Genomic DNA, 24832 nt, shown 5'->3' on the forward strand with positions numbered 1-24832 from the left:
AGACTATGCCGCAATCGCGGTAGATCCATGGTGTTGGGTTTTTAAAAATAAACCTTCAAAACTGCCAGGATTGAAACAGGAATATCCAGATGTCGGACTCTCCGAAAACCGCAGGTGCGAGCCTGGGAACGGTTGAATTTGTTGCCCTCATGGCTACGTTGACCAGCTTGACTGCGCTTTCGATTGACGCCGTGCTGCCGGCATTTTCAGTCATCGGCAAAGATTTGAATGTCGGAAATTCCAACAACGTCCAGCTCATCATTTCTGCGCTGTTTCTTGGATTAAGCTTGGGTCAGTTTGTTTTTGGTCCCGTCTCTGATCGCTTTGGCAGAAAGCCGGCGGTTTATGCAGGGTCTGTTGTTTTCGCAATTGGTGCTGTGCTTGCAGCCACGGCGACATCACTGCCTATGATGATATTCGGGCGTCTGCTTCAAGGTGTCGGAGCCAGCGCTCACCGTACGGTCGTTATGGCGATTGTTCGCGACAAGTATGTCGGCGCGGAGATGGCGCGTATCCTGTCGTTTGTAACAGCAGTGTTTATTATTGTGCCCACATTAGCGCCGTTGATTGGTCAAGGCATCCTGTTTGCTGCGGGATGGCGGGCGATCTTTGTCATCATGCTGATTATGGCGTCTGTTGGCTGCATCTGGCTGGCAATGCGTCAGCCGGAAACACTGAAACCGGAAAATCGCCGGGTAATCACGCCCAGAGTGCTTTGGGAAGGTCTTGAAGAAGTCGTAAGCCATAAGGCGACGCTGTATTATACCGCGGCTTCAGGCTTTGTTTTTGGTACGATGATGACGTATCTGAGCACTGCTCAGCCGATGTTTGCAGATATTTTCAACGTCCACGAAACATTCCCGCTCTATTTCTCCGGAATTGCCGTTGTGTTTGGCATGGCGTCCATCGTCAATGGCCGTATTGTCAGACGTATCGGCTTGCAGAACATGTGCCGTGCTGCGCTGACAATTCAGATTGTCACCAGCCTCAGCTTTGCGATGTATCTGCTCCTCATTGATACCACGCCTGATCTGTGGTTGTTCATGACCTATCTTTCGCTGGCGTTCTTTTGTCAGCCGATGTTGAACGGAAATCTGAACGCCATGTCCATGGAGCCTCTCGGGCATATCGCTGGCCTGGCTGCAACGTTGGTTGGCGCGACCACCACGTTTATTGCGCTCATCCTCTCTGTGATTGTTGGCCGTTTCTACGATCAGACCTTGCTGCCCTTGTCCTTTGCGTTCTGCGTTTTTGGCGGAATCGCACTTGTGCTGGTGGTTATTGGCGCAAGGGTGCAGAAAGCAGAAAAGATCGCGTTGTCAAACACGACCTCAGCTGAAGTCAGCGCCTAAGCGCTGCTAAGATGTTCGGAAGATAGGGACTACTGCTTCTTCGGAAGGGTCCTGACCCAGGAGACAGACGGCATTTCTACGCCCGCACCGGGGTACCAGTCATCGCGAACGTCCTCGTGGCCTTCCTTCGTGCACACGATTTGCGCGTCTTTGTATTCCTTTGGAATGACGAGTTGGCCGGGGCTTTTCACGTGCAGGTTTTCAGCAAACCCATCCAAGATGCATTGCGCGCCAGATGGCTTGGTTTCGATAGAAACAACATATGCATCAGAGGGAGGGTTTGACGGATCGGGTCCAAAAACATTGGATTGGCATCCGGTGAGGAGCATTGCAGATGCAATGAAAGCTCCGAGGGAAGCCCCTTTAAAACTGAGGGGGCTGAACTGACCGGCGTCTGATGCTTTGGCGAACCGCACGCGAATCTCCTGAGAAACTGGATTTCGCTTGGAAGCTACGCCTATTCATAGAGAAGGGTGAATCCCTCAATTCACCCCCACTAATATTGCAGGTCAGCGATGCCTTCGCCTGCTATTTGTCTGACCACACAGCAAGCTCGTTGTTGTTCGGGTCAAGAAAATGGAACCGGCGCCCACCCGGGAAGGTGAAGATCTCTCGGCAGATCTTTGCGCCGTTCTTCACCAGCATGTCCTGCAGTGCTTCCAAATCTTCGGCATAAAGCACAACAAGCGCCGCACCGCTTGCGGTGGAGGACGACAGGTCTGCCTTGAAGAAACCGCCATTGAAGTCACCATCATTGAAGGCAGCGTAGTCAGGGCCGTAGTCCTCGAAAGTCCAACCGAGTGCATTGGTGTAAAATGTCTTTACGGCTTCCAGATCACCAGCTGGCAACTCGATGTAATTGATTTTTCCAGATTTCATAATTTCAAATCCCTAGGGAAAACAGGGGGCTCTTTCCAAAAGGCCTCCCGCAAATCTCCAATATTGCAACAAAACTAGTTTGGTGAGATAGATAACTCAGTCCTATCGTTATGGTTGCAAGCAAGATATTCAAATGAAGATTTTTGGTTTTCCCCTTCGTACAATTGCAACTCTTGCTCTGGGAGTTGTTGCTTTTCTTGGTGCGACGCCGGGCTTTGCTCAATCAGCCCCCAAAGGCGATGCGGCTGTTGCCAGCAGTCCCAAGGTCACCACGCAGCAACACGGAGACTGGATGCTGGAGTGCTATGACCCCGCCGTGAATGACATGAGCTGCCAGATTAAGCAGCGTGTGGTTCATAATGAAAGTGGTCAGAATATTCTGCTGATGACACTCACCTACAGTCCGAAAGAAAAGAGCGATATGGTGCAATATGTATTGCCGCTCGACTTTCTTTTGGCTCCGGGTGTTGGCGTGAACATCGGTGATTTTCAGGCGGTTGCACGGGTCAATCGCTGTATGGCGCAAGGCTGTGTGATTGAAGGCAAAACCGAAGAGGCCTTCATCAATGCGATGAAAGCTGCAAAAGATCAAGGACGGTTTGTGATGATGTCCAGAGCAGGCAAAAAGGTTGGTATCAACTTTTCAGCCACCGGTTTTACAAAAGCCTACAACGAGATGCGAGCGCAGAACTCAAAGTAAGCTGCTGATCACTGCGCAGCAATGCAGTTCCATTCACTACGAAGACCCAAAACAGCTGTAGCGCCGGCAACGGTGCAATGTGAGACTTCAGTGTTGGCAAGATGCAGCTTTGAAGCCGGGTTTGGATCTGCAAGATAGGCAAGGCCAATTGCTGCTGTAAGAGCAAGCGCGGATGCGGCAACTGAGAACACCACTCCAATGCTCTGCTTGGGGTTTGATGAGGGTTGCATAGAGGTCGTCATGTGAGGTTTCTGTTCTTTCAAATCCAGGATTTTATGGCGGTGACACGCCATCAGTCTTTTCTGCAATGTAGAACAGCTCTGCAAACCACATGTGAGCAAGATCCCCTAGTTTACAGCGGTTATTCAAGGGATTCACACTGTTTTTTGTGATTATGTGTGACGTGAAATCCTCTGTTCTCCCATAAGTTGAAGTGCCCTTGCTGTATTACACCTCTCGCCCTCTTGGAAGCTGCGTAATTTTTCTCTAATCCGTTTCCTAGTGTTTTATGTGTTGGGAGGCACGGTCCCATGGCGAAGTCCAGTAGCAATCCATTGATAACCGGCAGTGGTCTTTGGCAGCATTCGCCTGAGCGTGTGTTGTTTGAAAATCTCTCCTTCGGGCTTAATGCAGGCGACCGGATTGGGCTGGTAGGCCACAACGGATGCGGTAAGTCGACGTTTCTCAACATCCTTGCTGGTCGCGGTGAGCCTAGCGAGGGCAGCATCTCGGTCTCCCGTGCTGCTGTCGTTTCCTGTGTTGAGCAGCATCTTCCCAAACAACTGATGGAACTAACGCTGGCTGAGGCTGTTCGTGAGGCGTTGCCAAAGGATAAGCGCGACTGGATGGACTGGAAGGTGGATGTGATGCTGCCGGAAATGGGGTTCGAGCCTCACCAGTCCACAGTGCTTTGTAAGGATCTCAGCGGTGGTCAGATGACACGCCTCATGCTGGCACGTGCTTTGATGATTGAGCCGAATTTGTTGTTGCTGGATGAGCCAAGCAACCACTTGGACCTGCCAACAATCATGTGGCTCGAAAGCTTCCTGAAATCGTGGAAGGGCAGCTTTCTAATGATCTCACATGACGCAACATTGCTCGATTCCGTCACCAATCGCACATGGATTCTTCAGGATCGCAAACTAAATGCCTTTGACCTGCCCTGCACGAAGGCCCTGGCAGAACATGAAGTTTTGACCCAAGCACGTATCGCACGACGAGACTCTGAGGAAAAAGAGATCAAGCGCGTTGAGGCCAGTGCCAAACGCCTCGCGGATTGGGGGCGAACGTTCGACAACGAGGACCTGTCACGCAAAGCCAAGTCCATGGAAAAGATGGTTGACCGCATGAAGGACGACCAGACTGATGCCGTCGAGGCTTATCCATGGAACCTTTCCATTGCCGGAGAGCAAATTCAGGCCGACCGGCTGGTTCAGTTGAACGACCTGACCGTGACGCCGCCTGTGGCGGATGTGTTCCTATACAACGTCGATGACATTGCTGTGCGGCCCGGTGACCGGATTGCGGTTATGGGCGCGAACGGGACGGGTAAATCCAGCCTGTTGCGCTGCTGCTGGGAGAAGCGGGCGAGCGATGCAGGCGACGTGCGAGTCCATCCGCGATGCCGGATTGCGTTTTATGATCAGACACTTCAACAGCTTCCAGGGGAAGCTAATCTGGTTGAGGGGATGGTGTCAGTCGGAGAGGCTCTTGGGGTGGATCTGCGAGTTCCTGATTGCGAGAAGACCATTATTGCGGCTGGTTTCAAATACAATCAGTTGGCGCAGAAAGTCTCTCAATTGAGCGGCGGTGAGCGCGCGCGTCTGTTGCTTGTCTCTCTGTCTCAGGTGCAGGCCAATCTGATGATGCTTGATGAGCCGACCAACCATCTGGATCTTTACGGGCGTAATGAGCTTTCAAACCAACTTCAGTCGTTTAACGGTTCATTCTTGTTGGTCTCGCATGACAGGCATCTGGTGGAAGCGACGTGTAACCGGTTCTGGGTCGTGCAAAATGGGCGTCTGCAGGAAGTCAATGATGCGAATGCCGCGTATGCGTTGATCGCAGAAGTTCAGGTGAAAGCCGTCAAAGCTGCTGCCATTGAGCAGTCTGCTGTTGAGACGACAATTGAGGATACGACGCCTGAAACAGATCATTCCGGTGAAGATGAACTGCTAGAGCGGTTGATTGAGTTGGAAACGCTGATGGAAGCGGATCTGGCACGGCGGCCTAACCGGCAGTCCCCTCACCTGCAAGTGCAATGGAAAGATGAGATTGCTCAAATTCACGAGCAGCTTGAGTTGAACGGCTAAGCTGGGTCTTCCTCCAGATCAGCAAGAGCCGCACGGAGTTGTGCCTGATGCGTCTCCTTCAGCACGTCGAAAGCTTCTTTTCCATACATGCCCTTGAGTGTGGTCTGTGAGATAGCAAAATGTTGGATTGAACCTATGTGCTGGTAAATCCAACAAAAGAGCTCAGCATCTGAGGCTTTTGACCATCGCTTCGTCTTGTGAGCCAGCGCGCCCAGAGCATCCAGAAATGGTTTCATTGGCCAGTTTTCGGAGGTGGTCTGGGCATCCAGCAGAGCTCGGGCGACCAGCTGCGTGTCCTCCACATTGCAAAGCGCATCCTCTGAGAGCTGGAGGAAGAATGTGCGTAACTTGGTTTCTGGCGTAGTCCCCTCGACGTTTTCGATTGAGCGCAGCAGCCGATCAGAAAGCGCGCTCAGCACCTCCTCATAAAGCCTAGCCTTTGAGCTGAAGAAATGAAGCAGTGCCTGTTTGGTCACGCCGAGCCTGTCTGCAATGCCTGCGAGGCTTGCAGCGTGATAGCCCTTCTGTGCGAAGACCGCGCTTGCTGTTGTGATGTAACGTGTTCTGGGGCTTTCTGCGTGCTGATCCAAATCCTGCTCCCTTTCCATCTGTATAGGATAAACTTGACAACTTACCAAGTGGTAAGTTTATACTTACCGATCGGTAAGTGGAGGATTTACCATGACACGGGATGAAGAAATTAGCTTGATTGCGGAGTTGCTTGGTTTGGATGCCAGAAATGAAAAGTTTCTGGATGAGAAAGTCACGCACTCCCCGGTGACGCGTTACAACTGTTCTGATCGCTTTGCTCAGGAAATGACCGCTTTGTTTCGCAGCAAGCCTGTCGCCGCTGCGCAATCAGCAGAACTGTCAGAAGCAAACGCTTTCCTTAGTCGATCCGTTTCCGGACGGCCTGTTCTTCTGACCAGAGATGCCAAGGGCAAAGCTCATGCGTTCCTCAACGTGTGCCGCCACCGTGGTGCTAAGCTGGTGAGAGAGGGAACTGGCTGTAAACAAAGGTTTTCCTGCCCGTACCATGCATGGACATGGTCCAACCAAGGCGACTTGGTAGCGGTGCCGCAGGAGCAGCAAGGCTTTCCGGATCTGGATCGCTCTCAATATGGCCTGAAGGAACTTCCAGTTCTGGAAGCCCATGGTTTTATTTGGATTATCGCTGATCCGAATGCCACAAATGTGCAGGAAATCCAGCAGAGCCTCGCTCCGCTCTCCGATGACCTGTCTTGGCTGAAGCTTGCAGATCACCGGATTGCGGTTGAAGAAACCTTCGAAATTGCTGCCAATTGGAAGACGCTGATTGAAGGTGGGATCGAAGCCTATCATTTCCGCGTAGCCCATCGCAAAACAATTGGCCCGTACTTTCCGGAGAACCTGTCCAGCTATCAGATGTTGGGAGGGAACATGCGGTCCGTGTTACCGCGCATCACTCTGTTTGAACTGAGAGATAAACCTCAGGAAGAATGGAGACTTCGTGAGCACGCCAACATCATCTATTCTGTCTTGCCGGGAACACAGCTGCTTGTTCAGCAAGACCATATCGTTTGGGTGCATTGTGAACCGCTGGCCGTTGACCGTACGCGGGTTCGCTTGGCGACACTGGTCCCAAATTCCATGCCGCAAACTGATGAAATGCAGAAGCATTGGGTCCGCAATCAGGCGATCACCTCAACGACCCTCATTGAAGATTTTGAGTTGGGCGAAGAGATTCAGCAAGGGTTTGCCTCCGGCGCCAACACGCATCTGACATTCGGTCGTTTTGAGGGGGCACTTGATCGCTTTAATCAAGTCCTTGAAGAGGCAATGAAAGTGACGGAAGAGGCATAAATTGCAAAGTGCAGACAAAAGAAAAGCCCGTTGAATGAACAGCGGGCTTTTCGCAAAATTCAGAAGCAAAAGGCTTAGCCAACGAATGCGCGCTCAACCACGAATGTGGATGGGGCTGCGTTGGAACCTTCTTCAAGGCCATGCTTTTCAAGGATCGCCTTGGTGTCGTTGATCATTTCCATAGAACCACAGATCATGCCGCGGTCAATCGCAGAATCAAGCTTTGGCACGCCAAGGTCTTCAAAGAGCTTGCCGTTTTCGATCAGAGTGGTGATGCGTTCCTGACAAGGATATGGCTCACGGGTCGCTGCTGTGTGCAGGCGCAGTTTACCAGCGGCAAATTCACCAACGAGTGGATCGTTCTTCACTTCCTCAACCAATTCCTTCGCGTAGGTGAGTTCATTCACTTCGCGGCAAGTCTGGGTCAGAATAACTTCCTCAAACTTCTCATAGGTTTCTGGATCGCGGATCAAGGATGCGAACGGTGCAACGCCTGTACCGGTAGAGAACATGTAAAGACGACGACCTGGGATCAGGGCGTCATTTACGAGCGTGCCGGTCGGCTTCTTACGCATAAGAACGGTGTCGCCTGGCTGAATCTTCTGCAGATGTTCAGTCAGCGGACCGTCCTGAACTTTAATGGAGAAGAACTCCAGCTCTTCATCCCAGGATGGGCTTGCAATGGAGTATGCGCGGAAAACCGGCTTCTCAGCATTTGGCAGGCCGATCATGACAAACTCGCCAGAGCGGAAACGGAAAGAGCTTGGGCGCGTGATGCGGAATTTAAACAGGCGGTCAGTGTAGTGTTTAACGGACACTACTTTTTCAGCAAATACGTTTGCTGGAATAGGAAATTCGGTCTTGGCTTCCTGATCAAGCACAGGAGCTGGGGCCAACGCTGCGTCGGTCATTTGCAATCCTTAGATTGTTTTGATTAGGCCATAGCCCGATACTTGGCCAGTTGTTGCCTCCGCTTTATCCGAGCCAAGGTCCGAAAAGCAACCGTTTTATAAGTAAAATTTCAGAAATTTGCTCGTGAAAGTGACTAAGTCACCGTCGGGGCTCAAAGAACTGTCAGTTTCTGAAAGAAAGCGTGTAAGATGAGTTGGTAAGTGAATGCAGCAATAGGTGGAACTACTCAAAGCAAGCCGCCAGTAATGATTGCCTCGGTTTGCTCATGAATCACCTCAACTCGCCTGCTTAAAGGTCAAAATAGCAAGATATGTTCACTCTCCCTGTGTTGTAAGGGTGGAAATGACAACAGACAGAGGAAGCAGGGCGTGAAAGCGGAGCAGAACAAGGCAGCCTATGAGAAGCGAATGCTGCGTGTTCTTGAATACATCTATAAAAATCTGGATGGTGATCTTAGCCTTGATGCATTGGCTGATGTTGCCTGCATGTCGCGCTTTCACTGGCATCGTGTTTTCCAGAGTATGCGCGGTGAAACGCTGGCGAGCTCAATCCGCCGCATCCGGTTGAATAGAGCCGCGTTAGATCTTGTTCAAACAAAACAAGCTGTTACCGAGATTGCGGAGAGATATGGCTACCCGAGTGCACAGAGTTTTTCTCGTGCGTTTAAGGGAGAGTATGGCGTTGCGCCCGGTCAGTTCCGTGAGGATAAAAGCGTTGCTCCTGCGGTTGCCTCGGAAAAAAACGGTATCTTCTCAATGCATCCGGTGGAAATCAGAGATGTGCCTGAAAAGACATTGCAGGTCCTTTATCATCACGGTCCCTACTCTGACATGGGTATAGTTTTCAGTAAGTTAGCTGCGATGCTGTCTTCTCGTGGTGTGATCCGTAAATGTGGGCCGTTTGTTGGCATTTATTATGATGATCCTTCAATCGTTCCACCAAATGAATTACGCTCTCGTGTGGGGGCTGTTGTTCCGCCGCAGTTTGAAAATACTGAGGGACTTGAAGCACATAGCATTCCAGAAGGTCGCTGTGCCGTGCTGCGCCATCAGGGGCCGTATGCAGGTTTGCAGGCGGCTTTCTGTTACCTTTATGGTGTGTGGCTGCCGAACTCGGGTGAAGAGGCCGCGGACCATCCGTGTTATGAGGTGTTTTGGAACAGCCCAACCAACACAGCTCCTGAAGATCTCGTTGTCGAGATCTATTTACCGCTGCAATAACAATCTCTTAGAGAAGCACAAGCTTGCCCTCAATTCTGCAGGATGTTGTTCTCTTCCTGGGTTTCCTGCTTCTCATTGATGTTGCCATCCTTGTTGATTTCCTTGATGCAAGCCTCCTGATCAGCGGCGGACATGTTGGTGAAACCAAAATTCGGCGGATACCCCAGTGGATCAGCGCCAGCGCCGCCGGTGCGGTATTTTTCTGCGATGTCGGGACAATCAGAGACCGGGCTCACGATATCGGGGTATTCTGACTTTAAGGGATTGGCGTTTTCGTTTGCGACAGGATCATCCGCAAAGTTGTTGATTTGCGCGAGGCCGTAACCTGCTGAAAAAACGAGGAAACTCAGTGCAAGAAGGGTTGTTTTTGCTTTTGTCTGCATACCAGTTGCTCCCACCACTTGGAGAAAAGAAGGTCGCAGCCATTAAACAGGAAACCCGCAAAGGTTGTGTGAGCGCTTATGTTTTAATTGCGTTTAATTGGGTAATACACCGCTCTTAAGTTGCCGGCGGCTCGCTTTACAAGCGATTAACCTATGCGTAAGGTTTGGGTTCGCTCTGGAGGTTTTGACCTTTCACCGCGAATGGGGGGACGTCATGTTGAAGAAGATTGGCTGGGGTGTTCTGGCCGTTGTGCTGTTGCTTGCGGCGGGGGCTTTTTACTTCCGGCAAGACATTGCCGAGATCCGTGCCGTGATGGCTTATGCGGATGCATTCAAACCTGAGAACATCGATCAGAAATTCAGGTCGCTTTACAAAGAGTATTCCAGTACCTCTGTAAAAGCGCCAGATGAGACCTATGAGTTGCCGCGGGCGCATCAGGCATCACCGATGCCAGCGACCTTTATGTATAAGGGCGAAGCAGCCTCTACAGCAGATTACATTCTGGATTCTCACACCACCGGCCTTGCCATCATGCACAATGGTAAGCTGATCCATGAGTATTATGATCGCGGGAACACCGCTGAGACCCATGCCATTCAGATGTCCGTGTCCAAATCCATGGCCTCCATCCTTGTTGGGGTGGCGCTGGATGAAGGGCATATCGAGAGTGTGGAAGATCAGGTCGTCAAGTATGTGCCGGAGCTCAAGGGTACGGCTTATGACGGTGTTCGTCTGAAGGACGTGCTGGAAATGTCGTCGGGTGTCCGCTGGAATGAGAACTACGCCGATCTGAATTCAGACATCGTCCAGTCTGTCGTCGCAATCCTGCTGGGTTCTCAGGATGAGTTCACCAAGGATGTGCCGCGTGAACTGGAGCCAGGCACCTACAATCGCTATTCCTCCATTGATACACACGTTGTGGGCTGGGTGCTGCGTGGGGCGACCGGCAAACCTTACAAAGAGTGGTTCAACGAGAAGCTCTGGTCCAGGATTGGCGCTGAATCCTCTGCTGAAATCATGGTGGATCAGGAAGGTGAACCGGTTGTCTTTGGCGGGGTGAACATTCGCCTGCGTGATATGCTACGGGTTGGGATGGTGCTGGAGCGTGGTGGTTTGAACCACAAAGGCGAGCGCATCGTGTCGGAAGAGTGGATCAACACATCGGTCACGCCGGATGAGCCGCGCTTGATGCCCGGTTACAACAATCCGCAGAGCCCCTCACCGCTTGGCTATAAGTACCAGTGGTGGCTGCCGCTGGAATCCGATCAAGGTGATTTCACCGCAATCGGTATTCACGGCCAGTTCCTCTACATCAACCCGGCTCGAAATGTGGTGATCGCCAAAACCTCGACCTATCCTTCTTATCAACGCGATAAGGAGATGGTGAAGATGAAGTCGATCGCGCTGTTTCAGGCCATCGCCCGTCATTTGAGCGACGTGCCGAACTCTTAAAACGCATTCTGATTGATAAGAATTCGCTCCATAGAAAAAGCCGGCTCAGGGAGAGAGCCGGCTTCTGCAAAAACTCGGTTGCTCTGCGTTATGCAGGCTGGCCTGTTGCTGCAAGCAGAACTTCGCGGATGTTGACGTTCTGTGGCTGCTGGTAAACGAACAGCACAGTGTCAGCTACGTTCTGTGGGTCCAGCACGCCGCCCATTTCTTTCTTCCACTGCTCGTAACCATCAATGATGTCCTGAGAGGTGGTGTGAGACAGCAATTCAGTCTGCACAGCGCCTGGAGCAATGGTCATGACGCGCACGTTGTCTGCTGCCACTTCTTCACGCAGGTTTTCGCTGATGGCGTGAACGGCAAACTTGGTGCCGCAGTAAGCTGCGTGTGCCGGGAATGTTTTGCGGCCTGCAATGGAGCTGACGTTGATGATGGAGCCGCCCTTGCGCGCTTTCATGCCTGGCAGAACTGCGTGGATGCCATTGAGAACACCCTTCACATTCAGGTCGATCATGCGGTCCCATTCAGTTGGATCCTGAACGGACAGATCACCCAGCAGCATGCAGCCAGCATTGTTGACGAGTGCGTCTGCAGGGCCGAATTTCTCTTCTGCTTCCTTTACAGCTGCAATCAGCTGCTCACGGCTGGTGACGTCAACGCCGCGGCACAGTGTGTTTGGAAGACTCAGAGCTTCCATCTGCTCAACCCGGCGAGCAAGCAGAAGAAGTGGATGCCCAGCTGCGCTGAAAGACTTCGCAATCGCTGCACCAATGCCGGAACTTGCGCCAGTGATAATGATAAGTGGCTTTGTCATTTTGTTTTCCTGCCTAGTTAGCTTTTCTTGAGCAAGATGAACTTGCGTTGTGTTGAGGCGATTGTACAAAAATGATCACGCTGATAAATATGGGTAATCCGAAATGATTGTTAGGCTGAAATGAACAATATCTACTGGAATGGCCTTCGCTCGTTTCTGGCTGTGGCAGAACATGGCAGTTTTACCTTAGCCTCTGATGAAACGGGTCTTTCAAAAGCAAGTTTAAGCCAACAGGTGAGCCAGTTGGAGGAGCAGCTGGATGTGCAGCTGTTGTTTAGAACCACCCGCAAACTGCGCCTGACTGAAATTGGTGAGCGTTACTATGAAATGTGCCGCACCGGCGTGAAGCAGATTGAAGATGCATCTGATTTGGCATCGCAGGCGACGGACAGCCTGACGGGCCCCATTCGTATGAACGCTGTGGGCGGATTGATTGGGGAGGAGCTGATTGCACCGCTGGTGATTGAGTATCAGCACGCCAATCCGGGGATTGAGGTGAAACTGGATTTTTCCAGCATCCGGGAAGACTTGCTGGAGACCGACTACGATCTTGTGTTGCGGATGGGAGATTTAGAAGATAGCACCCTGATTGCCCGCAAGCTATATACCATCACAACACGCTATGTGGCGTCCCCGTCCTTTGTGGTAGCTCATTCCAAAATCCGCCACCCTTCTGATCTCAAAGGCCTTCCTTTCATTTCCGGCAGTGTGCAGGAATGGATTTTCACGCGCGGACAAGAGCGCATTGTGGTGCAGGCGGAAAAAGGATTCCAGATCTCCAATGGCCGCGTCATGTGTCAGGCAGCAGCTGCGGGCTTGGGTGTTGCACGCCTTGCCGATGTTTACACCGATGCACTCATCAAACGCGGCGAGCTGACGGAAATGCTGTCCGGCTGGAAGCAGACAACACCGCTTTGGCTGGTGAGCCCGCCAACACGGCACCAACTGCACCGGGTGCGGGAATTGATGAATTACCTCACAGCCAACTTCAAAACCCGCTATGAGGCGGTGCTGGGTTAGCGGCGGTAGGTGCCAACAAAGCCATCTGGCACAACCGCGCCTGCGGGGCTGGAGTTGGGAACGTTCACGCCAACCGGAATGAAAACACGCTGGATGATGATCTTGTCACCATCTGGCGGTGGTGGGCCGGGGAGTGCAGCGCCTTGCGTGGTTTTGTAGCCTTTCAACTCGCAAATGAGATTTCTGCTCTCAAATCCGGCAGGAACAACCATTGGGCCGGGCGTGTGCTTTACAAAGATGGATGAGCGATACCCTTCCAGAAAACAGAAGGCACCATCAGGCGTGGTGTTGACCGTAATCAGCGTTGCCCCCGGTGGAATCTCGATGGAGGGTGAATAGGCCTGTGGCAGGCGCTCTTCATCAGAAACGCACCCTGCCAGGAGGGGAAGAGTGATTGCGAGAGTGCTTAAGGGGAGCTTGATTTGCAAGTCGTGGGCCTCTTCAGGACGATCTGCAAAAGGTAACGGGCACATGAAAAGGATGACACCCATAAGAATTGCTGAGGTTGTTTTGCTGATAGCCTCAAAAATGGTGAGGAGTGGTGGTGACCTCTCCGAAAGACAAGGAGTTATCCAACTCTGGATCCACTGAAGATTTTGCAAGCAGACCCGCCGTAACTCTCGATAATACTCGCAAGGACCAGACTGTTTTATGCGGGATGAGCGACTGTGACTTTCCTGAGAAAGCTTCAGCTTAAAGCCTGCGAAGTTTAGATGCCGAGTAAGGTTTGAATGGAAGTTTCTGGCTGTGCAGCATGATGCACGGCGTTCGAAATATCAGATAGAGTGTTCAAAATGCACACGAACTTTGTAAGGCGGATTAGGAATGCTCGGTTTTTTTATGAACCAGAGGATTGTATTTCGGTGCATGCAAGTGTGCTGTTTCCTGTCCTCTGTCTTTGCGGGTGAAGATAATCTGGAGCTTACATGGTGAAATCAGTAGTTTAGGTCGTGGATAGGTGGCGCTTTGCCGAAGTATATTTTTTTTGATTATTGAAGCGGGTTAAGGAATACATCTTGTTGGCATGTTGATAGTCAGACGGGTAATTTCTTCATTTTCTCAGTTTAATTTTATTCTCGAATTGAACTTGGTTCACGCATTAATGATGGAAGTTGCGCATAAAACACTAAGGAAAATTCGACAGGTTTTGTACTCTTGCATCCACGAAATTAGGAAGTATCTATGAGAGAGTGAACCGAAAGGTGCACAAGGATACTTTGAGCCCATATAGCCGTTTTGCGCAGATTAACGGAACGAGAATGACAAAATTAGGTGAAGCCACGCTGAAGCTGTTGGAAAATAGCACAGTACGAAAAGGTCTTGCTGAACTCCGCGTGGGGATCGAAAAAGAAGCTCTGCGTGTTGGCAGAGATGGCTTTATGTCATTGCGTGATCACCCGGAATCTCTGGGTAAAACGCTAACGCACAAATTTATCACGACAGACTTTTCTGAGGCTCAGGTGGAGTTCATCACACCTGCTGTGCATTCTGTTGCAGAGAGCCTGGATTTTCTGAAAGAACTGCAGGCTTTTGCAGCGCGTAAGACGGATGATGGCGAGTATTTGTGGAATGCGTCCATGCCGCCGGAAATTGCCGGTGATGAGACGATCCGCATCGCGGAGTATGGAAACTCGAATGCGGCGCAGATCAAAACGCTGTACCGCAAGGGACTGGCGCATCGCTATGGCAAGCGTATGCAGACAATCTCCGGAATCCACTACAACTTCTCCATCTCCGATGGCCTTTGGCACGAGTTCCATGAGCAGTGTACCTCCGGCGGAAGCCTTCAGGACTTCCGCAGTGCAGGGTATCTCGGCCTGATCCGTAACCTGCAGCGTCATGGCTGGCTGGTGCTTTACCTGTTTGGGGCTTCTCCTGCCGTAGATAAAAGCTATCTGGCATCCCCGCATCCAACCCTGTCCATGCTGGGTGATGACACTTATTTCGGCGAATATGCAACATCTCTGCGCATGAGCGATCTGGGTTACACCAGCGTCGTGCAGAGTGAGCTGGACATTCACTACAACTCTCTTTGCGATTACATTGAAGGCCTGCGCGGCGCTCTTGCAACGTCTGTGCGCCAGTACGAGCAAATTGGTGTGGCGGAAGAAGGCGATTACAAGCAGATCAACACGCACCAGCTACAGCTTGAAAACGAGCTGTATGGCTCTGCGCGGCCTAAGCGAAACACCAAGGAAGGCGAGCGCCCGATTGCTGCGCTGTGTCGCCGTGGTGTAGAATACATTGAGCTGCGCTCTCTCGACATCAATCCGCTCAACCCGATCGGGATTTGTGAGCAGCAGGCGCACTTCCTCAATGCCTTCCTGACCCATATGACCCTTGCTCCGTCTCCATGTATCTCCTCTGGAGAACAGCAGGCGCTCAACGATCAGCAGCGCATGGTTGCCTGGCAGGGTCGTCTGCCAAACCTGATGCTACCAGCCTATGGCGATGGTGGTATGGAACTGCGTGAAGCAGGCCATCAGGTTCTTGATGATATGCGTCTGACAGCTCAGATCATGGATGAAGTGTACGGCGGTACAGGCCATACAGACGCTGTGAACGCGCAAGCGGCCAAGCTGGACAATCCTGAGCTCACACCATCTGCTCAAATTCTCAAGGGCGTGAAGCAGAAGGGCACTTACACCGGCTTTATCGCTGATCTTTCCAAGAACCAGTCTGATCACCTGAAAGCGATGCCGCTGTCTGGTGAGCGTCTGAAGTTCCAGGACGCAATGGTGTCTCAGTCCCGCGCCGCTTATGAGCAGGTTGAAACGCAGGCGAGTAACCACAGCTTCGATCATTTCCTGGATTCGCAGAACAAAACGGAAGTTTTGCCGCCAGAATGTCTGGATGGCCAGTAAAGCCTGACCCTGAACACGGAAGGCAAGGCTTGCTCCAAATCCTGCCCTACACATCTGACGACCACGACGTGCTCGCTGCGCTCTATGAGAGTGTGGCGAGCCGTACGTTTGCCTATGACTACACCAGCCTCGTAGATGCCAGCCAGTTTCAAAGCCTTGTTGAGGGGGAGGATGTCTGGGTCTTGAAGTATGCAGGAGAGCGTATCGGCTTCATTGGCTACTTCACGCCAGAGCACTTCCTGCATTCGCTGTACATAGACTACGCCCACCACAAACGCGGGTTCGGGCGACAGGCACTGCAGTTTTTGCTGGAAAATTATGACTGCAGGCACGAGTTGAAAGTACACCGCATCAATCAGCCTGCGTTGAAGTTTTACAGCGCGCTTGGATACGAGGATATCACTGCACAGGCTGATGCTCATCAAACCTGGCAGCGTTTGCGCTCTCCAGAGGCAATTCTGGATCACTCACCGGCTATTGCGGTGGGAGAACAAGTCTCTCACCGACAATAAGTTCAATATATCAAGTCATTAGAGCACGTCGCGTTCATTAACATTCACGCGTCGCGCTCTAATATCTTTGGTGGAGCGAATTCTTGTCGTCTGATTGAAACCAATCAAACGGAACACGCTCTAAGATGGCATGCAAAGAGCAGGTAGACGATCAACATGTGCTTTGATCGTTTGCTCGGCCAGTTCACCGTCCCCAGTGCGCACAGCATTGATCAGCTGAGTGTGATCATCCTGAACGCCTTCTGAAATAAACCCGGCACGGCGCATTGCAGCGCGGTAGCGGGTGCACTGGTCATGAAGCATATGCAGGAACCGGCTTGCCCAACTGGAGCCTGCTCCCTCAACCAACGTCATATGAAACACGCGGTTGGCTTCTTCCCATTCATTCCAGAAATCACGCCGTGAAGCTTGCCATGTCCGCTCAATTTCCTGCAGAGCATGGTAGGCATCCAGCACGCTTTCGCGCCACTGAGCGTCGCCCTTTTCAACGGCAGTTCTCACCGTTGCGCTTTCAAGAAGGCGGCGCTGATCAATAATATCCTGAAACTCTTTTTGCGAAAGTTCTGGAATATAAAATCCCTTATGAGATTGCGTGGCAACCAGTCCTTGAGACACCAGACGGGAAAGTGCTTCGCGTACAGGTGTAGGCCCAACATCAAATGTGCTGCACATCTCGCGAATGCGCAATTTACTGCCCGGCTCAAGCTGGCCAGACAAAATTGCCGCCCGCAGGTGCGCGTAGGCCCTGTCAATGAGAGAGGCGGATGACGGGACGTTTTGTGCAGTGACCGATGTTACGGCTCTTTCTAAGGTATCCTCTATTTTCAAAGTTATCTGCCTTACAATTATTATCTATGCAATTTGGCGTTTCTTTTCGTCGGTATGGAAACTAGGTCATTTGTTTTGTTATCCGGCCAAGTTAAATTGCAAATATGAATTGGCCTTCTTATTACATCAATTGTAAAACAATATCTGAACTATAAAAGCAATGAAATTGCGTAGGAATGACATAACTTTCCAATAAAACGAGAGTGTTTTATGGAAAATAACGTCGAATTATCGATTATTTTTAAAAAAATGTGTAAATACGGTCTTATTCATTGAGCATATGAATCAGACTTACTTAGAGTTCGATGAACAGAAATAGAGTTTATTCGCTATTTTAATAAAATAATCTCAACTATACTCTACCGGCTCACTTCTTCGCGTATAAACGGCAGAAACTATTAGCAACGCTCAAAGTGGAAATCACTTATAGATCGCAAAATATCTCCCCCCCAATACGCGATGAATTGATCAGCTTATCTCTGGTGTTTCAGAAAACTTATCCCCCCTGTCTCACGCAGTGTTATTGCTCAGTGAGGAAGCGTGAGAATCAGGAGCTGGATGATTGAGTCGGAGCGAGCTGACGCATGAATATGTTTCTGGAGAAATGGATCGGTTGTTTTGTCGATTTTATGCACGCCTCGTTTTTGAGTTTTTGAAACTGCATAACTGATTGAAAATAATAGATATTATGCCTCTCAGAGAGGCGATGATCATAAGTGTTAATGAGGATTAACCAAAAAGGGATTGAACTGAACTACAGGTTGGTTACCCTTTCGACGCAAACACGGGCCATATGGGCGCACTTTCCGTTTGTAGATGACTAGAACCGTTTGAGGGCTAAGCGAAGTGGAATACGGCAACAACACTCTTTTGCGTGAGGAAACTCCGTCTGAGAAGATCTCCCGTTATTCGCAGCTCCTTTCTGGCCAGCTGCACCGGTTAAGACAAGAACTTTATCCGCCTGAAGCGCATAAATTGCTGCGCTCGTTCTCTTCTGTCGATGTCGCCCGTCTTATCGGTGTTTCTGAAAGCACCATTCGCCAGCTGGATCTGGACGGAGAAGGCCCGACGCCGACCCGTCTTGCCAATGGCCGCCGCAGTTACACGTTGCAGCAGATCAACGCAATCCGTGAAGTGCTTGCCGCCCGTAAAAAAGGCGATGAAGCCGTTAACATCCTGCCGCGCCGTCGCGACGGTGAAAAGCTGCAGGTGATTGCGTGCGCCAACTTTAAAGGCGGCTCCGCAAAGACAACCACCAGCACGCATCTTGCCCATTATCTGGCTCTGCGCGGCTACCGTGTGCTCGCGATTGATCTTGATCCGCAAGCCTCGCTTTCTGCGATGTTTGGTGTGCAGCCTGAGTTTGATGTTGAGCCAAACTGCACCTTGTTTGGTGCTCTGCGTTATGATGAAGGCCGCCGGACACTGGGTGACGTGATCCGCCCGACCTATTTTGACAATCTGGATCTGGTTCCGGCCAACCTTGAGCTGGCTGAGTTCGAACACATCGTTCCAACTGCGATCGCTTCTGGTGCGTCTACTGGCGAAAACATCTTCTTCCGCCGCATCCGCAACGTTCTGAACGAAGTTGATGATCGCTACGATGTTGTTGTGATCGATTGTCCGCCACAGCTTGGCTTCCTCACTCTGGGCGCGCTGTTTGCATCCACCGGATTGCTCATCACGCTGCACCCGCAGATGCTGGACCTTGCAAGCTGTAACCAGTTCCTCGGCATGAGTTCTGACCTGATGGCCGTGATTGAGAACAATGGCGGCGAAATGAATCTGGATTGGATGCGGTTCCTCGTGACCCGTCACAATCCGAATGACAGCCCGCAAACCCGTGTGGTTGGCTTGTTACGTGCCCTCTTTGGCGAGGATGTGCTGACATCGCCAGCTTTAGAATCCACCGCGGTTGCCAATGCGGGCCTTGAAAAGAAATCGCTTTACGAACTGGAACCGGGCGCCATTGGCCGCGAAACGCTTAAGCGTGCGCTTGAATCCATGGATTCGGTAAACCGTGAAATTGAAGATCTTCTCCGCAGCTCTTGGGGTCGAACACTATGAACAAAGCTAAGGACCGGAAAAACGCATTAGACACGCTGTTTTCAGGCGGCGGTATGGCAGGCATGGTTGCAGATGCAACAGCGCCGCGCCCCCGTTTGTCGTCCGGTGCTATTGGCGCAGCCGAGATCAACCTGATCAAGGACGAACGCGACAAACTGCGTGAAGAGTTGAAAACGCTGAACACGCAAATGGCGACCTCCGACAATGTGGTGGAGCTGAACCCGGAACAGGTTCAACCCTCCTTTGTTGCGGACCGTATGGAAGTTGCGTTTGATCCGGCATTTGAGGCGCTCAAAGAGTCTATTGCCGAGACCGGACAGCAAGTGCCAATTCTGGTGCGTCCTGCGCCAGATGAAGATGGCATCTACCAGATTGCTTATGGTCACCGTCGTTGGAAAGCCTGCCGCGCTTTGGGCAAGCCCGTCCGCGGTGTCATCAAGCCGCTCTCTGATGAAGAATTGTTGGTGGCTCAAGGCCAGGAAAATCACGAACGGAAAGACCTGAGTTTCATTGAAACCTGCCTGTTTGTTTTCCGCCTTGCGCAAGATTATCCGCAGACGCTCATTGTCAAAGCCATTGGCAAAGACAAGTCTCTCGTTTCCAAACTCCGCAAGCTGGCGGCAACCATGCCTGAGGAGTTTTTGCGTGTGATTGGGCCTGCCCCAAAAATCGGACGGCCACGTTGGGAAGAGATGGCAAGTTTCTTCCACGAGGGCCAACTGGCGCCAAACCACGAAAAAGCGATTGTCTCGCTGTTTGCACTGGATTCATTCACAGAGCTGCACAGCGATGAGAGGTTTAGCGAAGTGTTGCAGCTGCTGCAGGAAACGCCAAGCGAGATGGAGGCAGGTTCTGCGTCCTCTTCTGGTGAGATTGCTGTTGCAGCACATACCCGCGCCGCCAAATCTTCTGAATGGCTTGGAAACAAGCATGTGCTCGTCAAGCACACTGGCAAAGCGACCGTCTTCTCCGTTGATAGCAAAACGCAGAGTGACTTTGGCTCCTTCTTGCTGAAAGAGCTGCCGGGCCTGATTGCCAAATTTGAAGACACGAAGGGGGAGGATGCCTGATGGTGTAACCCCTGAATGACGAAAGGCCCTGCTGACGGCAATCAGCAAGGCCCCAAAATCGTCGCCCAAGAGAGTGAAGAGCACTCGTCGAGGACCATCTTTAGCACGATCATCCTACGACGAACGCGCGGTGCGAATCAAGTCAGCAATGCTTTCTTGAAACCCTTTGTGGCGCATTTTTGCTTTTTCGGGCGCTCAATCCCCAATCTTACTTGGATAACACCTTGGGTCTTCCCTCGGTGAATGGGTTAGCTATGCAAAGCACCGGTGTTGCGTCCTTTCGCAAAATGACACCCGGCATGTTGGAAAGCCAGCGACTGGCAATGGCGAATGACATCGTCAAAACAACAAAAGCCGAGGTGGCGATCACGTTAAAAAAGGCGGCCCCTGCTCTGGGGATCGATGGTACCGCCTACCATATTCTCGATATTCTGATCGGCCTGACACGGGCAGATGACTGGAAACAGGACCGCCGTCCGCTGGTCGCGATCTCCAATGACAAGTTGGCTGAATACGTGTGCCGCTCCACGCGCACCGTGATCCGTGCACTTAAGCGACTGGTTGAGGTGGGCATACTGGCATACCGCGACAGTTCAACAGGCCGTCGTTTTATCTACCGCAATGGTGCAAGTGGTGAGATTGACCGTGGATATGGTTTTGACTTTTCGCCAGCACGCCAGCGGATTGATGAGATCAAACGGATTGGGGAAGAGTTTCAGGCACGGGTGCGGGCAGAGCAGGAAGCAAAGCGGACTGTTAATCGGCTGTCTCGCGCAATCGTTGACGCTTGTCGGACCGGCCAAAGTGAAGGCGTGGATTGTACCGTGTTCCTGGAAGAACTCTCTGCCATTATGGAAACGCAAATGCTGCTTCTTGAGCGGGCAGACAAGGTCTCAAAACTCTATGAACTGGTTGTGAAAGAGCTTGCGGAAGACAAAACTAGCGACGAGCAAACTGCCTCAGATATCAATGAATATGCCAAAATGTCAGGCGACCATGACATGGATGTCACCCCTTATAATATTACAACCCATCGAACTCATATAAATGGTAAAATACGGCAGCCATCTAACGATGGCTACTCAAATACCAACTCCGCTTCTAACGAAGCTTCGAAGATTGCTCTTGAAAAAGACCAATCAAGCAGATTCTCTGCCAAATCCAACGCTCCAGCTCAATTGCAATCTCGGCAATCTGGTCAGTTAGATAACGGTTTAAGTGAGCATTTATCTGCTATTTCCATTGGTTTGATTGATAGTGCAACAACGGAAACCCAGGAAATGCTGGGCATGCAGTTTTCAAGCTGGTTCGAGCTTGCGCAGTCTGGCGAGCAGCTTCGTTTGGCGATTGGCCTTTCCGAAGATGGCTGGAAACAAGCGGTTGTGACACTGGGCGAAAAAATGGCTGCGGCGGTTCTGGTGGTGACGGTTGAAAAAACCCTGCGCGATCCTGAAGGCATTTCGCGACCGGCGGGTTACTTCCGCGCCTGTGTTGACCGCGCCAAGGACGGAAAACTCGCCCTGCACAAGTCGCTTTATGGGCTGGCTCTGGGGTAAGGATCTGCAATGCCGGTTTCTTGCGGATGGGGTAGATGGATCCGCAAGTGTGGTGTTGGTGTGCGCGCTTACTGACTGGGCGAGAAACAGGAGATTAACGCGAGTTCATATCGATCTGAACCATTCGAGTGCTTCTTGCTCGGTGGCGAGAATGAAGGGCTCTTTACCGTCCAAATAGGAATCCCATGTAACGGTATCCGCTGATGTTAGCATCGCCTTTAAATTGGAATATTCAGCCGCCTTGCTTGGATGAGCGATCAGGTAGTCACGAAATGCAAGGTGCCGCTCAATGTAGGGCGATCCTGTTTCATAGACATGTAGATGATGTGTTCGTTTCCCCGACCCATCCATCTTTCGAAAATACCGTCTGCCATCAATACCATACGCACCCATGATCTCATATCCGAGACCTTCGAATACGTTGCTCTTTGTATCGAGCGCATGCACATCAGATACAACGCCTAATAAGTCAATGATTGGTTTGGCAAGGATACCCTCCACTGAGGTGCTGCCAATATGATGAAGTTCAATGTCAGTTCTGCCTAGCCCCTCCTTGATCAAAGAAGCCTCATGGCAGAAGTCATTTTTCCATTTGGGGTCATAGGGAACTACGTAATCAACCATGCTTTTGAGCTTCAGTTTTTGAGAGGCCGTTTGCCACGCCGTTGTTCAACTCACGCAATTGCTGGACTTTAGTAAACTCATTTCCGGTTTTCTCAGTTATCCATTCCGCAGTTTGCTTCGCTTGAGTGATGCCGTGAGGTGTAAGTGTCGAATTTGTCCAACCTCCCACAACACCTTTCAGCATGTGCTCACTTTCACCGTGTCTCAGAAGAATGAGTTCGTTCAACATTCAATACCACCAGAGTTCCGGCACTTCCATGAATAGAGAATGTAGAGTGTCAGGAGCTCAAAACTTCGCTGGCGTCCTCATTCTGCTGTGTCGGTAACTCGATCCGAAGATGTGGGCTTGCTTTGCGTGTTACGAACTCGGCATGGAGATATTCAAGAACGCGGCGCTGGCCGGGAAAGCTGAAGAGCTCCATGGCATCATCAAACGAAAACCATTGATAGGCATCGTGTTCTTCGTTGATGGTGATTGGCGTTTCGCTGGAAACAAAGCTCACGAACACTGGCAGTTTTTGGATGATGTTTTTTTCCGGAACATAAAATTCTTCACACAGATCAGCAGACCAGAGTTCGGTGAGGACCAAACCGGTTTCCTCTTTCACCTCTCGTAATGCTGCTTCCCAGCCGGTCTCGTTTGGTTCAACCTTGCCTGCGACCTGACACCAGGCCCCGAGCAAAGTATCAGCGCGGCGCATAAGCAAGACCTGCGGCTCCTCTGCATTCAGGTCGAGAAGAAAAATGGAAACGCCGTTGCTGAGAACGGGAATATTGTTGGGGGTCATAAGTTGCTCATAAAATAACTGGTGCAATAGACCATGAGCATACTCAGAGAAGAACGAAAAACCAAGAGAGACGAACGGCAGGAGATCACTCCCCTGCCCTCACGCTTAAGTTTTGGAATGGGCTGTTGAAGCCGGGACCTGATCGTCTTTAGAGAACTGACCGCGAGTCCGGTTGGCATAAGAAACCAGCACTAACATCACCGGCACCTCAACCAGTACACCAACGATGGTTGCCAAAGCTGCTCCGGAGGTGACGCCGAACAGACTAATTGCAACAGCGACGGCCAACTCAAAGAAGTTCGACGCACCGATCATCGCGCCGGGCGCTGCAACATTGTGCGGCTGGCGCCACTTCCGCATCCAGAAATACGTGACGAAGAAAATCAGGACAGTTTGGATGAGAAGCGGAATCGCGATGAGAACGATGTCTGCTGGTGATGAAATAATGTTGTCGGCCTGAAGACCAAACAGCAAGAACACCGTGCCCACCAGGCCTGCAATCGAGAATGGTTTCATCCCTGCACTGAATGAAGAAAGGTGTTCTTTGTCTTTGAGGCCGAGGCGGGTCAACCACCCTGCCCCCAGTGGCAATGCAACGAACAGTGCGGTTGAAACCAGCAGTACATCCCATGGGACAATGATGTTTGAGACATCCAGCAAAAACGCAGCGATCGGTGCGAAAGCGAAGATCATAATCAAGTCATTGGTCGCAACCTGCGCGACCGTATAACTGGCATTGCCCTTTGTTAGATAAGACCAGACAAACACCATCGCGGTGCAAGGAGCAACGCCAAGCAAGATCATGCCTGCGATGTATTGATCCGCCAGATCTGCTGGAATGAACGGCGCAAAGATATGGCGCATGAACAGCACGGCCAGAGCTGCCATGGTGAAGGGTTTCACCAGCCAGTTCATAGCTAGTGTTACGATGAGTCCCTTAGGTTTCACAAAGCAATTGCGAACCTCGGTGAACTCGACCTGCACCATCATTGGATAGATCATAAGCCAGATCAGAACCGCGATGACCAGATTGATCCCGCCGACCTGCAAGTCACCGATGATCTGAAAAAGGCCAGGTTGAAGGAGGCCGGCCCCTACCCCCAGTGCCATTGCAAGACCTACCCAGACTGAGAGGTAGCGTTCAAAATTTCCCATGATTTCTCCTGCCTATCGTCGATAGACGATGAATTTCGACAAATTTTAGAGCTTGAAGCTGCTCTCAAAGAGGAAGTTGAAGTTCTTCAACTCAGACCGATTGACTGAATAACAAATGCGCGGGCGCTGTACTTCCGCCAGTATGAAGCCTGCATCCTTTAAGATCCGAAGATGCTCGGATACAGTGGATTGCGCCAGACCGATAGAGTTCACGAGATCACCACCGACGCAGCCGGGTTGAGCAGCCATAATCTTCAGTAAGCGGACACGCGCTGGATGTGCCAGGGCTTTGGCCTGGACGGCGAGCTTTTCTTCTTCTGCTTCATTCAAAGAGGCAGGTGCAAATTCCGTAACGCAGGTGTTTTCTGTCATCGTTGATTCCGTATATCGTCGATACACGATATACTCCTCTCCTCATTCACTGGCAAGGCCTTTCTGTGTTGACAGCTGTCAACTTTTTTGAAGCTGAGTTGACAGCTGAAAC

At 51.2% G+C, this 24832-nt stretch carries 26 protein-coding genes; 12 read left to right on the top strand and 14 right to left on the bottom strand.

Going from position 1 to position 24832, the window contains the following annotated elements; genetic code table 11:
• The first annotated feature begins 89 nt into the window (after nucleotides 1-89).
• On the top strand, nucleotides 90-1352 hold the full coding sequence (locus PsW64_RS19160; RefSeq protein WP_063304601.1) for a multidrug effflux MFS transporter: 1263 nt from the start codon (nucleotides 90-92) through the stop codon (nucleotides 1350-1352).
• A 29-nt stretch (nucleotides 1353-1381) separates the two neighbouring features.
• Here the strand turns inward: PsW64_RS19160 and PsW64_RS19165 are convergent, their stop codons facing one another.
• Entirely contained in the window at nucleotides 1382-1768 is a 387-nt protein-coding gene (locus PsW64_RS19165) for a hypothetical protein (protein WP_063304602.1), read from the bottom strand.
• A 112-nt stretch (nucleotides 1769-1880) separates the two neighbouring features.
• A complete protein-coding gene (locus tag PsW64_RS19170) occupies nucleotides 1881-2234 on the bottom strand; it encodes a VOC family protein (RefSeq protein ID WP_063304603.1) in 354 nt (117 codons plus the stop codon).
• 130 nt (nucleotides 2235-2364) lie between these two features.
• Here PsW64_RS19170 and PsW64_RS19175 point away from each other — a divergent pair, with 130 nt between their 5' ends.
• The gene (locus tag PsW64_RS19175) at nucleotides 2365-2931 is read left to right on the top strand and encodes an invasion associated locus B family protein (protein ID WP_063304604.1); all 567 of its coding nucleotides are present in this window, start codon (nucleotides 2365-2367) and stop codon (nucleotides 2929-2931) included.
• 8 nt (nucleotides 2932-2939) lie between these two features.
• On the opposite strand, the gene PsW64_RS19180 is transcribed toward PsW64_RS19175, so the two are convergent.
• The gene (locus PsW64_RS19180; RefSeq protein WP_063304985.1) at nucleotides 2940-3173 is read right to left on the bottom strand and encodes a hypothetical protein; all 234 of its coding nucleotides are present in this window, start codon (nucleotides 3171-3173) and stop codon (nucleotides 2940-2942) included.
• A gap of 288 nt (nucleotides 3174-3461) precedes the next feature.
• Here PsW64_RS19180 and PsW64_RS19185 point away from each other — a divergent pair, with 288 nt between their 5' ends.
• Nucleotides 3462-5243, top strand: coding sequence for an ABC-F family ATP-binding cassette domain-containing protein (locus PsW64_RS19185; protein WP_063304605.1), 1782 nt, complete (start codon nucleotides 3462-3464; stop codon nucleotides 5241-5243).
• On the opposite strand, the gene PsW64_RS19190 is transcribed toward PsW64_RS19185, so the two are convergent.
• Nucleotides 5240-5833, bottom strand: coding sequence for a TetR/AcrR family transcriptional regulator (locus tag PsW64_RS19190; protein WP_063304986.1), 594 nt, complete (start codon nucleotides 5831-5833; stop codon nucleotides 5240-5242). The genes PsW64_RS19185 and PsW64_RS19190 overlap by 4 nt on opposite strands.
• Nucleotides 5834-5924: 91 nt before the next feature.
• On the opposite strand from PsW64_RS19190, the gene PsW64_RS19195 reads away from it, so the two are divergent.
• Nucleotides 5925-7085: an aromatic ring-hydroxylating oxygenase subunit alpha gene (locus tag PsW64_RS19195; RefSeq protein ID WP_063304606.1), complete on the top strand. Its 1161-nt coding sequence runs from the start codon at nucleotides 5925-5927 to the stop codon at nucleotides 7083-7085.
• Nucleotides 7086-7159: 74 nt separating this feature from the next.
• Here the strand turns inward: PsW64_RS19195 and PsW64_RS19200 are convergent, their stop codons facing one another.
• Nucleotides 7160-7996 (bottom strand): ferredoxin--NADP reductase, encoded by an 837-nt coding sequence (locus PsW64_RS19200; RefSeq protein WP_063287820.1) that lies wholly within the window; start codon nucleotides 7994-7996, stop codon nucleotides 7160-7162.
• A 369-nt stretch (nucleotides 7997-8365) separates the two neighbouring features.
• Between PsW64_RS19200 and PsW64_RS19205 the strand changes: the two genes are divergently transcribed.
• Nucleotides 8366-9217 carry an AraC family transcriptional regulator gene (locus tag PsW64_RS19205; RefSeq protein WP_063304607.1) on the top strand — a complete coding sequence of 284 codons (852 nt, stop codon included), beginning with the start codon at nucleotides 8366-8368 and terminating at the stop codon, nucleotides 9215-9217.
• A 29-nt stretch (nucleotides 9218-9246) separates the two neighbouring features.
• On the opposite strand, the gene PsW64_RS19210 is transcribed toward PsW64_RS19205, so the two are convergent.
• Complete coding sequence (locus PsW64_RS19210) at nucleotides 9247-9600, bottom strand: hypothetical protein (protein WP_063304608.1); 354 nt, start codon at nucleotides 9598-9600, stop codon at nucleotides 9247-9249.
• 214 nt (nucleotides 9601-9814) lie between these two features.
• Between PsW64_RS19210 and PsW64_RS19215 the strand changes: the two genes are divergently transcribed.
• Nucleotides 9815-11053, top strand: coding sequence for a serine hydrolase domain-containing protein (locus PsW64_RS19215; RefSeq protein ID WP_063304609.1), 1239 nt, complete (start codon nucleotides 9815-9817; stop codon nucleotides 11051-11053).
• Between the two features lie 88 nt (nucleotides 11054-11141).
• Here PsW64_RS19215 and PsW64_RS19220 read toward each other — a convergent pair whose 3' ends face one another.
• The gene (locus tag PsW64_RS19220) at nucleotides 11142-11864 is read right to left on the bottom strand and encodes an SDR family oxidoreductase (protein WP_063304610.1); all 723 of its coding nucleotides are present in this window, start codon (nucleotides 11862-11864) and stop codon (nucleotides 11142-11144) included.
• Between the two features lie 120 nt (nucleotides 11865-11984).
• On the opposite strand from PsW64_RS19220, the gene PsW64_RS19225 reads away from it, so the two are divergent.
• Nucleotides 11985-12884 carry a LysR family transcriptional regulator gene (locus tag PsW64_RS19225; RefSeq protein WP_063304611.1) on the top strand — a complete coding sequence of 300 codons (900 nt, stop codon included), beginning with the start codon at nucleotides 11985-11987 and terminating at the stop codon, nucleotides 12882-12884.
• On the opposite strand, the gene PsW64_RS19230 is transcribed toward PsW64_RS19225, so the two are convergent.
• Complete coding sequence (locus PsW64_RS19230; protein ID WP_153042398.1) at nucleotides 12881-13357, bottom strand: hypothetical protein; 477 nt, start codon at nucleotides 13355-13357, stop codon at nucleotides 12881-12883. The genes PsW64_RS19225 and PsW64_RS19230 overlap by 4 nt on opposite strands.
• Nucleotides 13358-14143: 786 nt before the next feature.
• Between PsW64_RS19230 and gshA the strand changes: the two genes are divergently transcribed.
• On the top strand, nucleotides 14144-15748 hold the full coding sequence (gene gshA, locus PsW64_RS19235) for a glutamate--cysteine ligase (RefSeq protein WP_063304613.1): 1605 nt from the start codon (nucleotides 14144-14146) through the stop codon (nucleotides 15746-15748).
• The gene (locus PsW64_RS19240; RefSeq protein WP_082831163.1) at nucleotides 15730-16260 is read left to right on the top strand and encodes a GNAT family N-acetyltransferase; all 531 of its coding nucleotides are present in this window, start codon (nucleotides 15730-15732) and stop codon (nucleotides 16258-16260) included. The genes gshA and PsW64_RS19240 overlap by 19 nt, the downstream gene beginning before the upstream one ends.
• 120 nt (nucleotides 16261-16380) lie before the next feature.
• Here PsW64_RS19240 and PsW64_RS19245 read toward each other — a convergent pair whose 3' ends face one another.
• Complete coding sequence (locus PsW64_RS19245; protein WP_208989126.1) at nucleotides 16381-17088, bottom strand: GntR family transcriptional regulator; 708 nt, start codon at nucleotides 17086-17088, stop codon at nucleotides 16381-16383.
• A gap of 846 nt (nucleotides 17089-17934) precedes the next feature.
• Here PsW64_RS19245 and repA point away from each other — a divergent pair.
• The 3 genes from repA (at nucleotide 17935) to repC (ending at nucleotide 21781) form a co-directional block, all read left to right on the top strand.
• Entirely contained in the window at nucleotides 17935-19155 is a 1221-nt protein-coding gene (gene repA / locus PsW64_RS19250; RefSeq protein WP_063287827.1) for a plasmid partitioning protein RepA, read from the top strand.
• A complete protein-coding gene (gene repB / locus PsW64_RS19255; protein WP_063304614.1) occupies nucleotides 19152-20225 on the top strand; it encodes a plasmid partitioning protein RepB in 1074 nt (357 codons plus the stop codon). Before repA ends, repB begins: the two co-directional genes overlap by 4 nt.
• 254 nt (nucleotides 20226-20479) lie before the next feature.
• Nucleotides 20480-21781, top strand: a complete 1302-nt coding sequence (gene repC, locus PsW64_RS19260) for a plasmid replication protein RepC (RefSeq protein ID WP_063304615.1) — start codon at nucleotides 20480-20482, stop codon at nucleotides 21779-21781.
• A 105-nt stretch (nucleotides 21782-21886) separates the two neighbouring features.
• Here repC and PsW64_RS19265 read toward each other — a convergent pair whose 3' ends face one another.
• The 5 genes from PsW64_RS19265 to PsW64_RS19285 all read right to left on the bottom strand — a co-directional run bounded on the left by PsW64_RS19265 (nucleotide 21887) and on the right by PsW64_RS19285 (nucleotide 24720).
• On the bottom strand, nucleotides 21887-22405 hold the full coding sequence (locus PsW64_RS19265; protein WP_063304616.1) for a GrpB family protein: 519 nt from the start codon (nucleotides 22403-22405) through the stop codon (nucleotides 21887-21889).
• Nucleotides 22398-22634 (bottom strand): phosphoglycerate mutase family protein, encoded by a 237-nt coding sequence (locus PsW64_RS19270; protein WP_063304617.1) that lies wholly within the window; start codon nucleotides 22632-22634, stop codon nucleotides 22398-22400. The genes PsW64_RS19265 and PsW64_RS19270 overlap by 8 nt, the downstream gene beginning before the upstream one ends.
• A 49-nt stretch (nucleotides 22635-22683) precedes the next feature.
• Nucleotides 22684-23193, bottom strand: coding sequence for an NUDIX hydrolase (locus tag PsW64_RS19275; protein ID WP_063304618.1), 510 nt, complete (start codon nucleotides 23191-23193; stop codon nucleotides 22684-22686).
• A 105-nt stretch (nucleotides 23194-23298) separates the two neighbouring features.
• Nucleotides 23299-24348, bottom strand: coding sequence for an ACR3 family arsenite efflux transporter (gene arsB / locus PsW64_RS19280; protein WP_063304619.1), 1050 nt, complete (start codon nucleotides 24346-24348; stop codon nucleotides 23299-23301).
• 45 nt (nucleotides 24349-24393) lie between these two features.
• A complete protein-coding gene (locus tag PsW64_RS19285; RefSeq protein WP_063293012.1) occupies nucleotides 24394-24720 on the bottom strand; it encodes an ArsR/SmtB family transcription factor in 327 nt (108 codons plus the stop codon).
• Between the last annotated feature and the right edge of the window lie 112 nt (nucleotides 24721-24832).

Source organism: Pseudovibrio sp. W64 (assembly GCF_001623145.1).
Classification (GTDB): Bacteria; Pseudomonadota; Alphaproteobacteria; order Rhizobiales; family Stappiaceae; genus Pseudovibrio.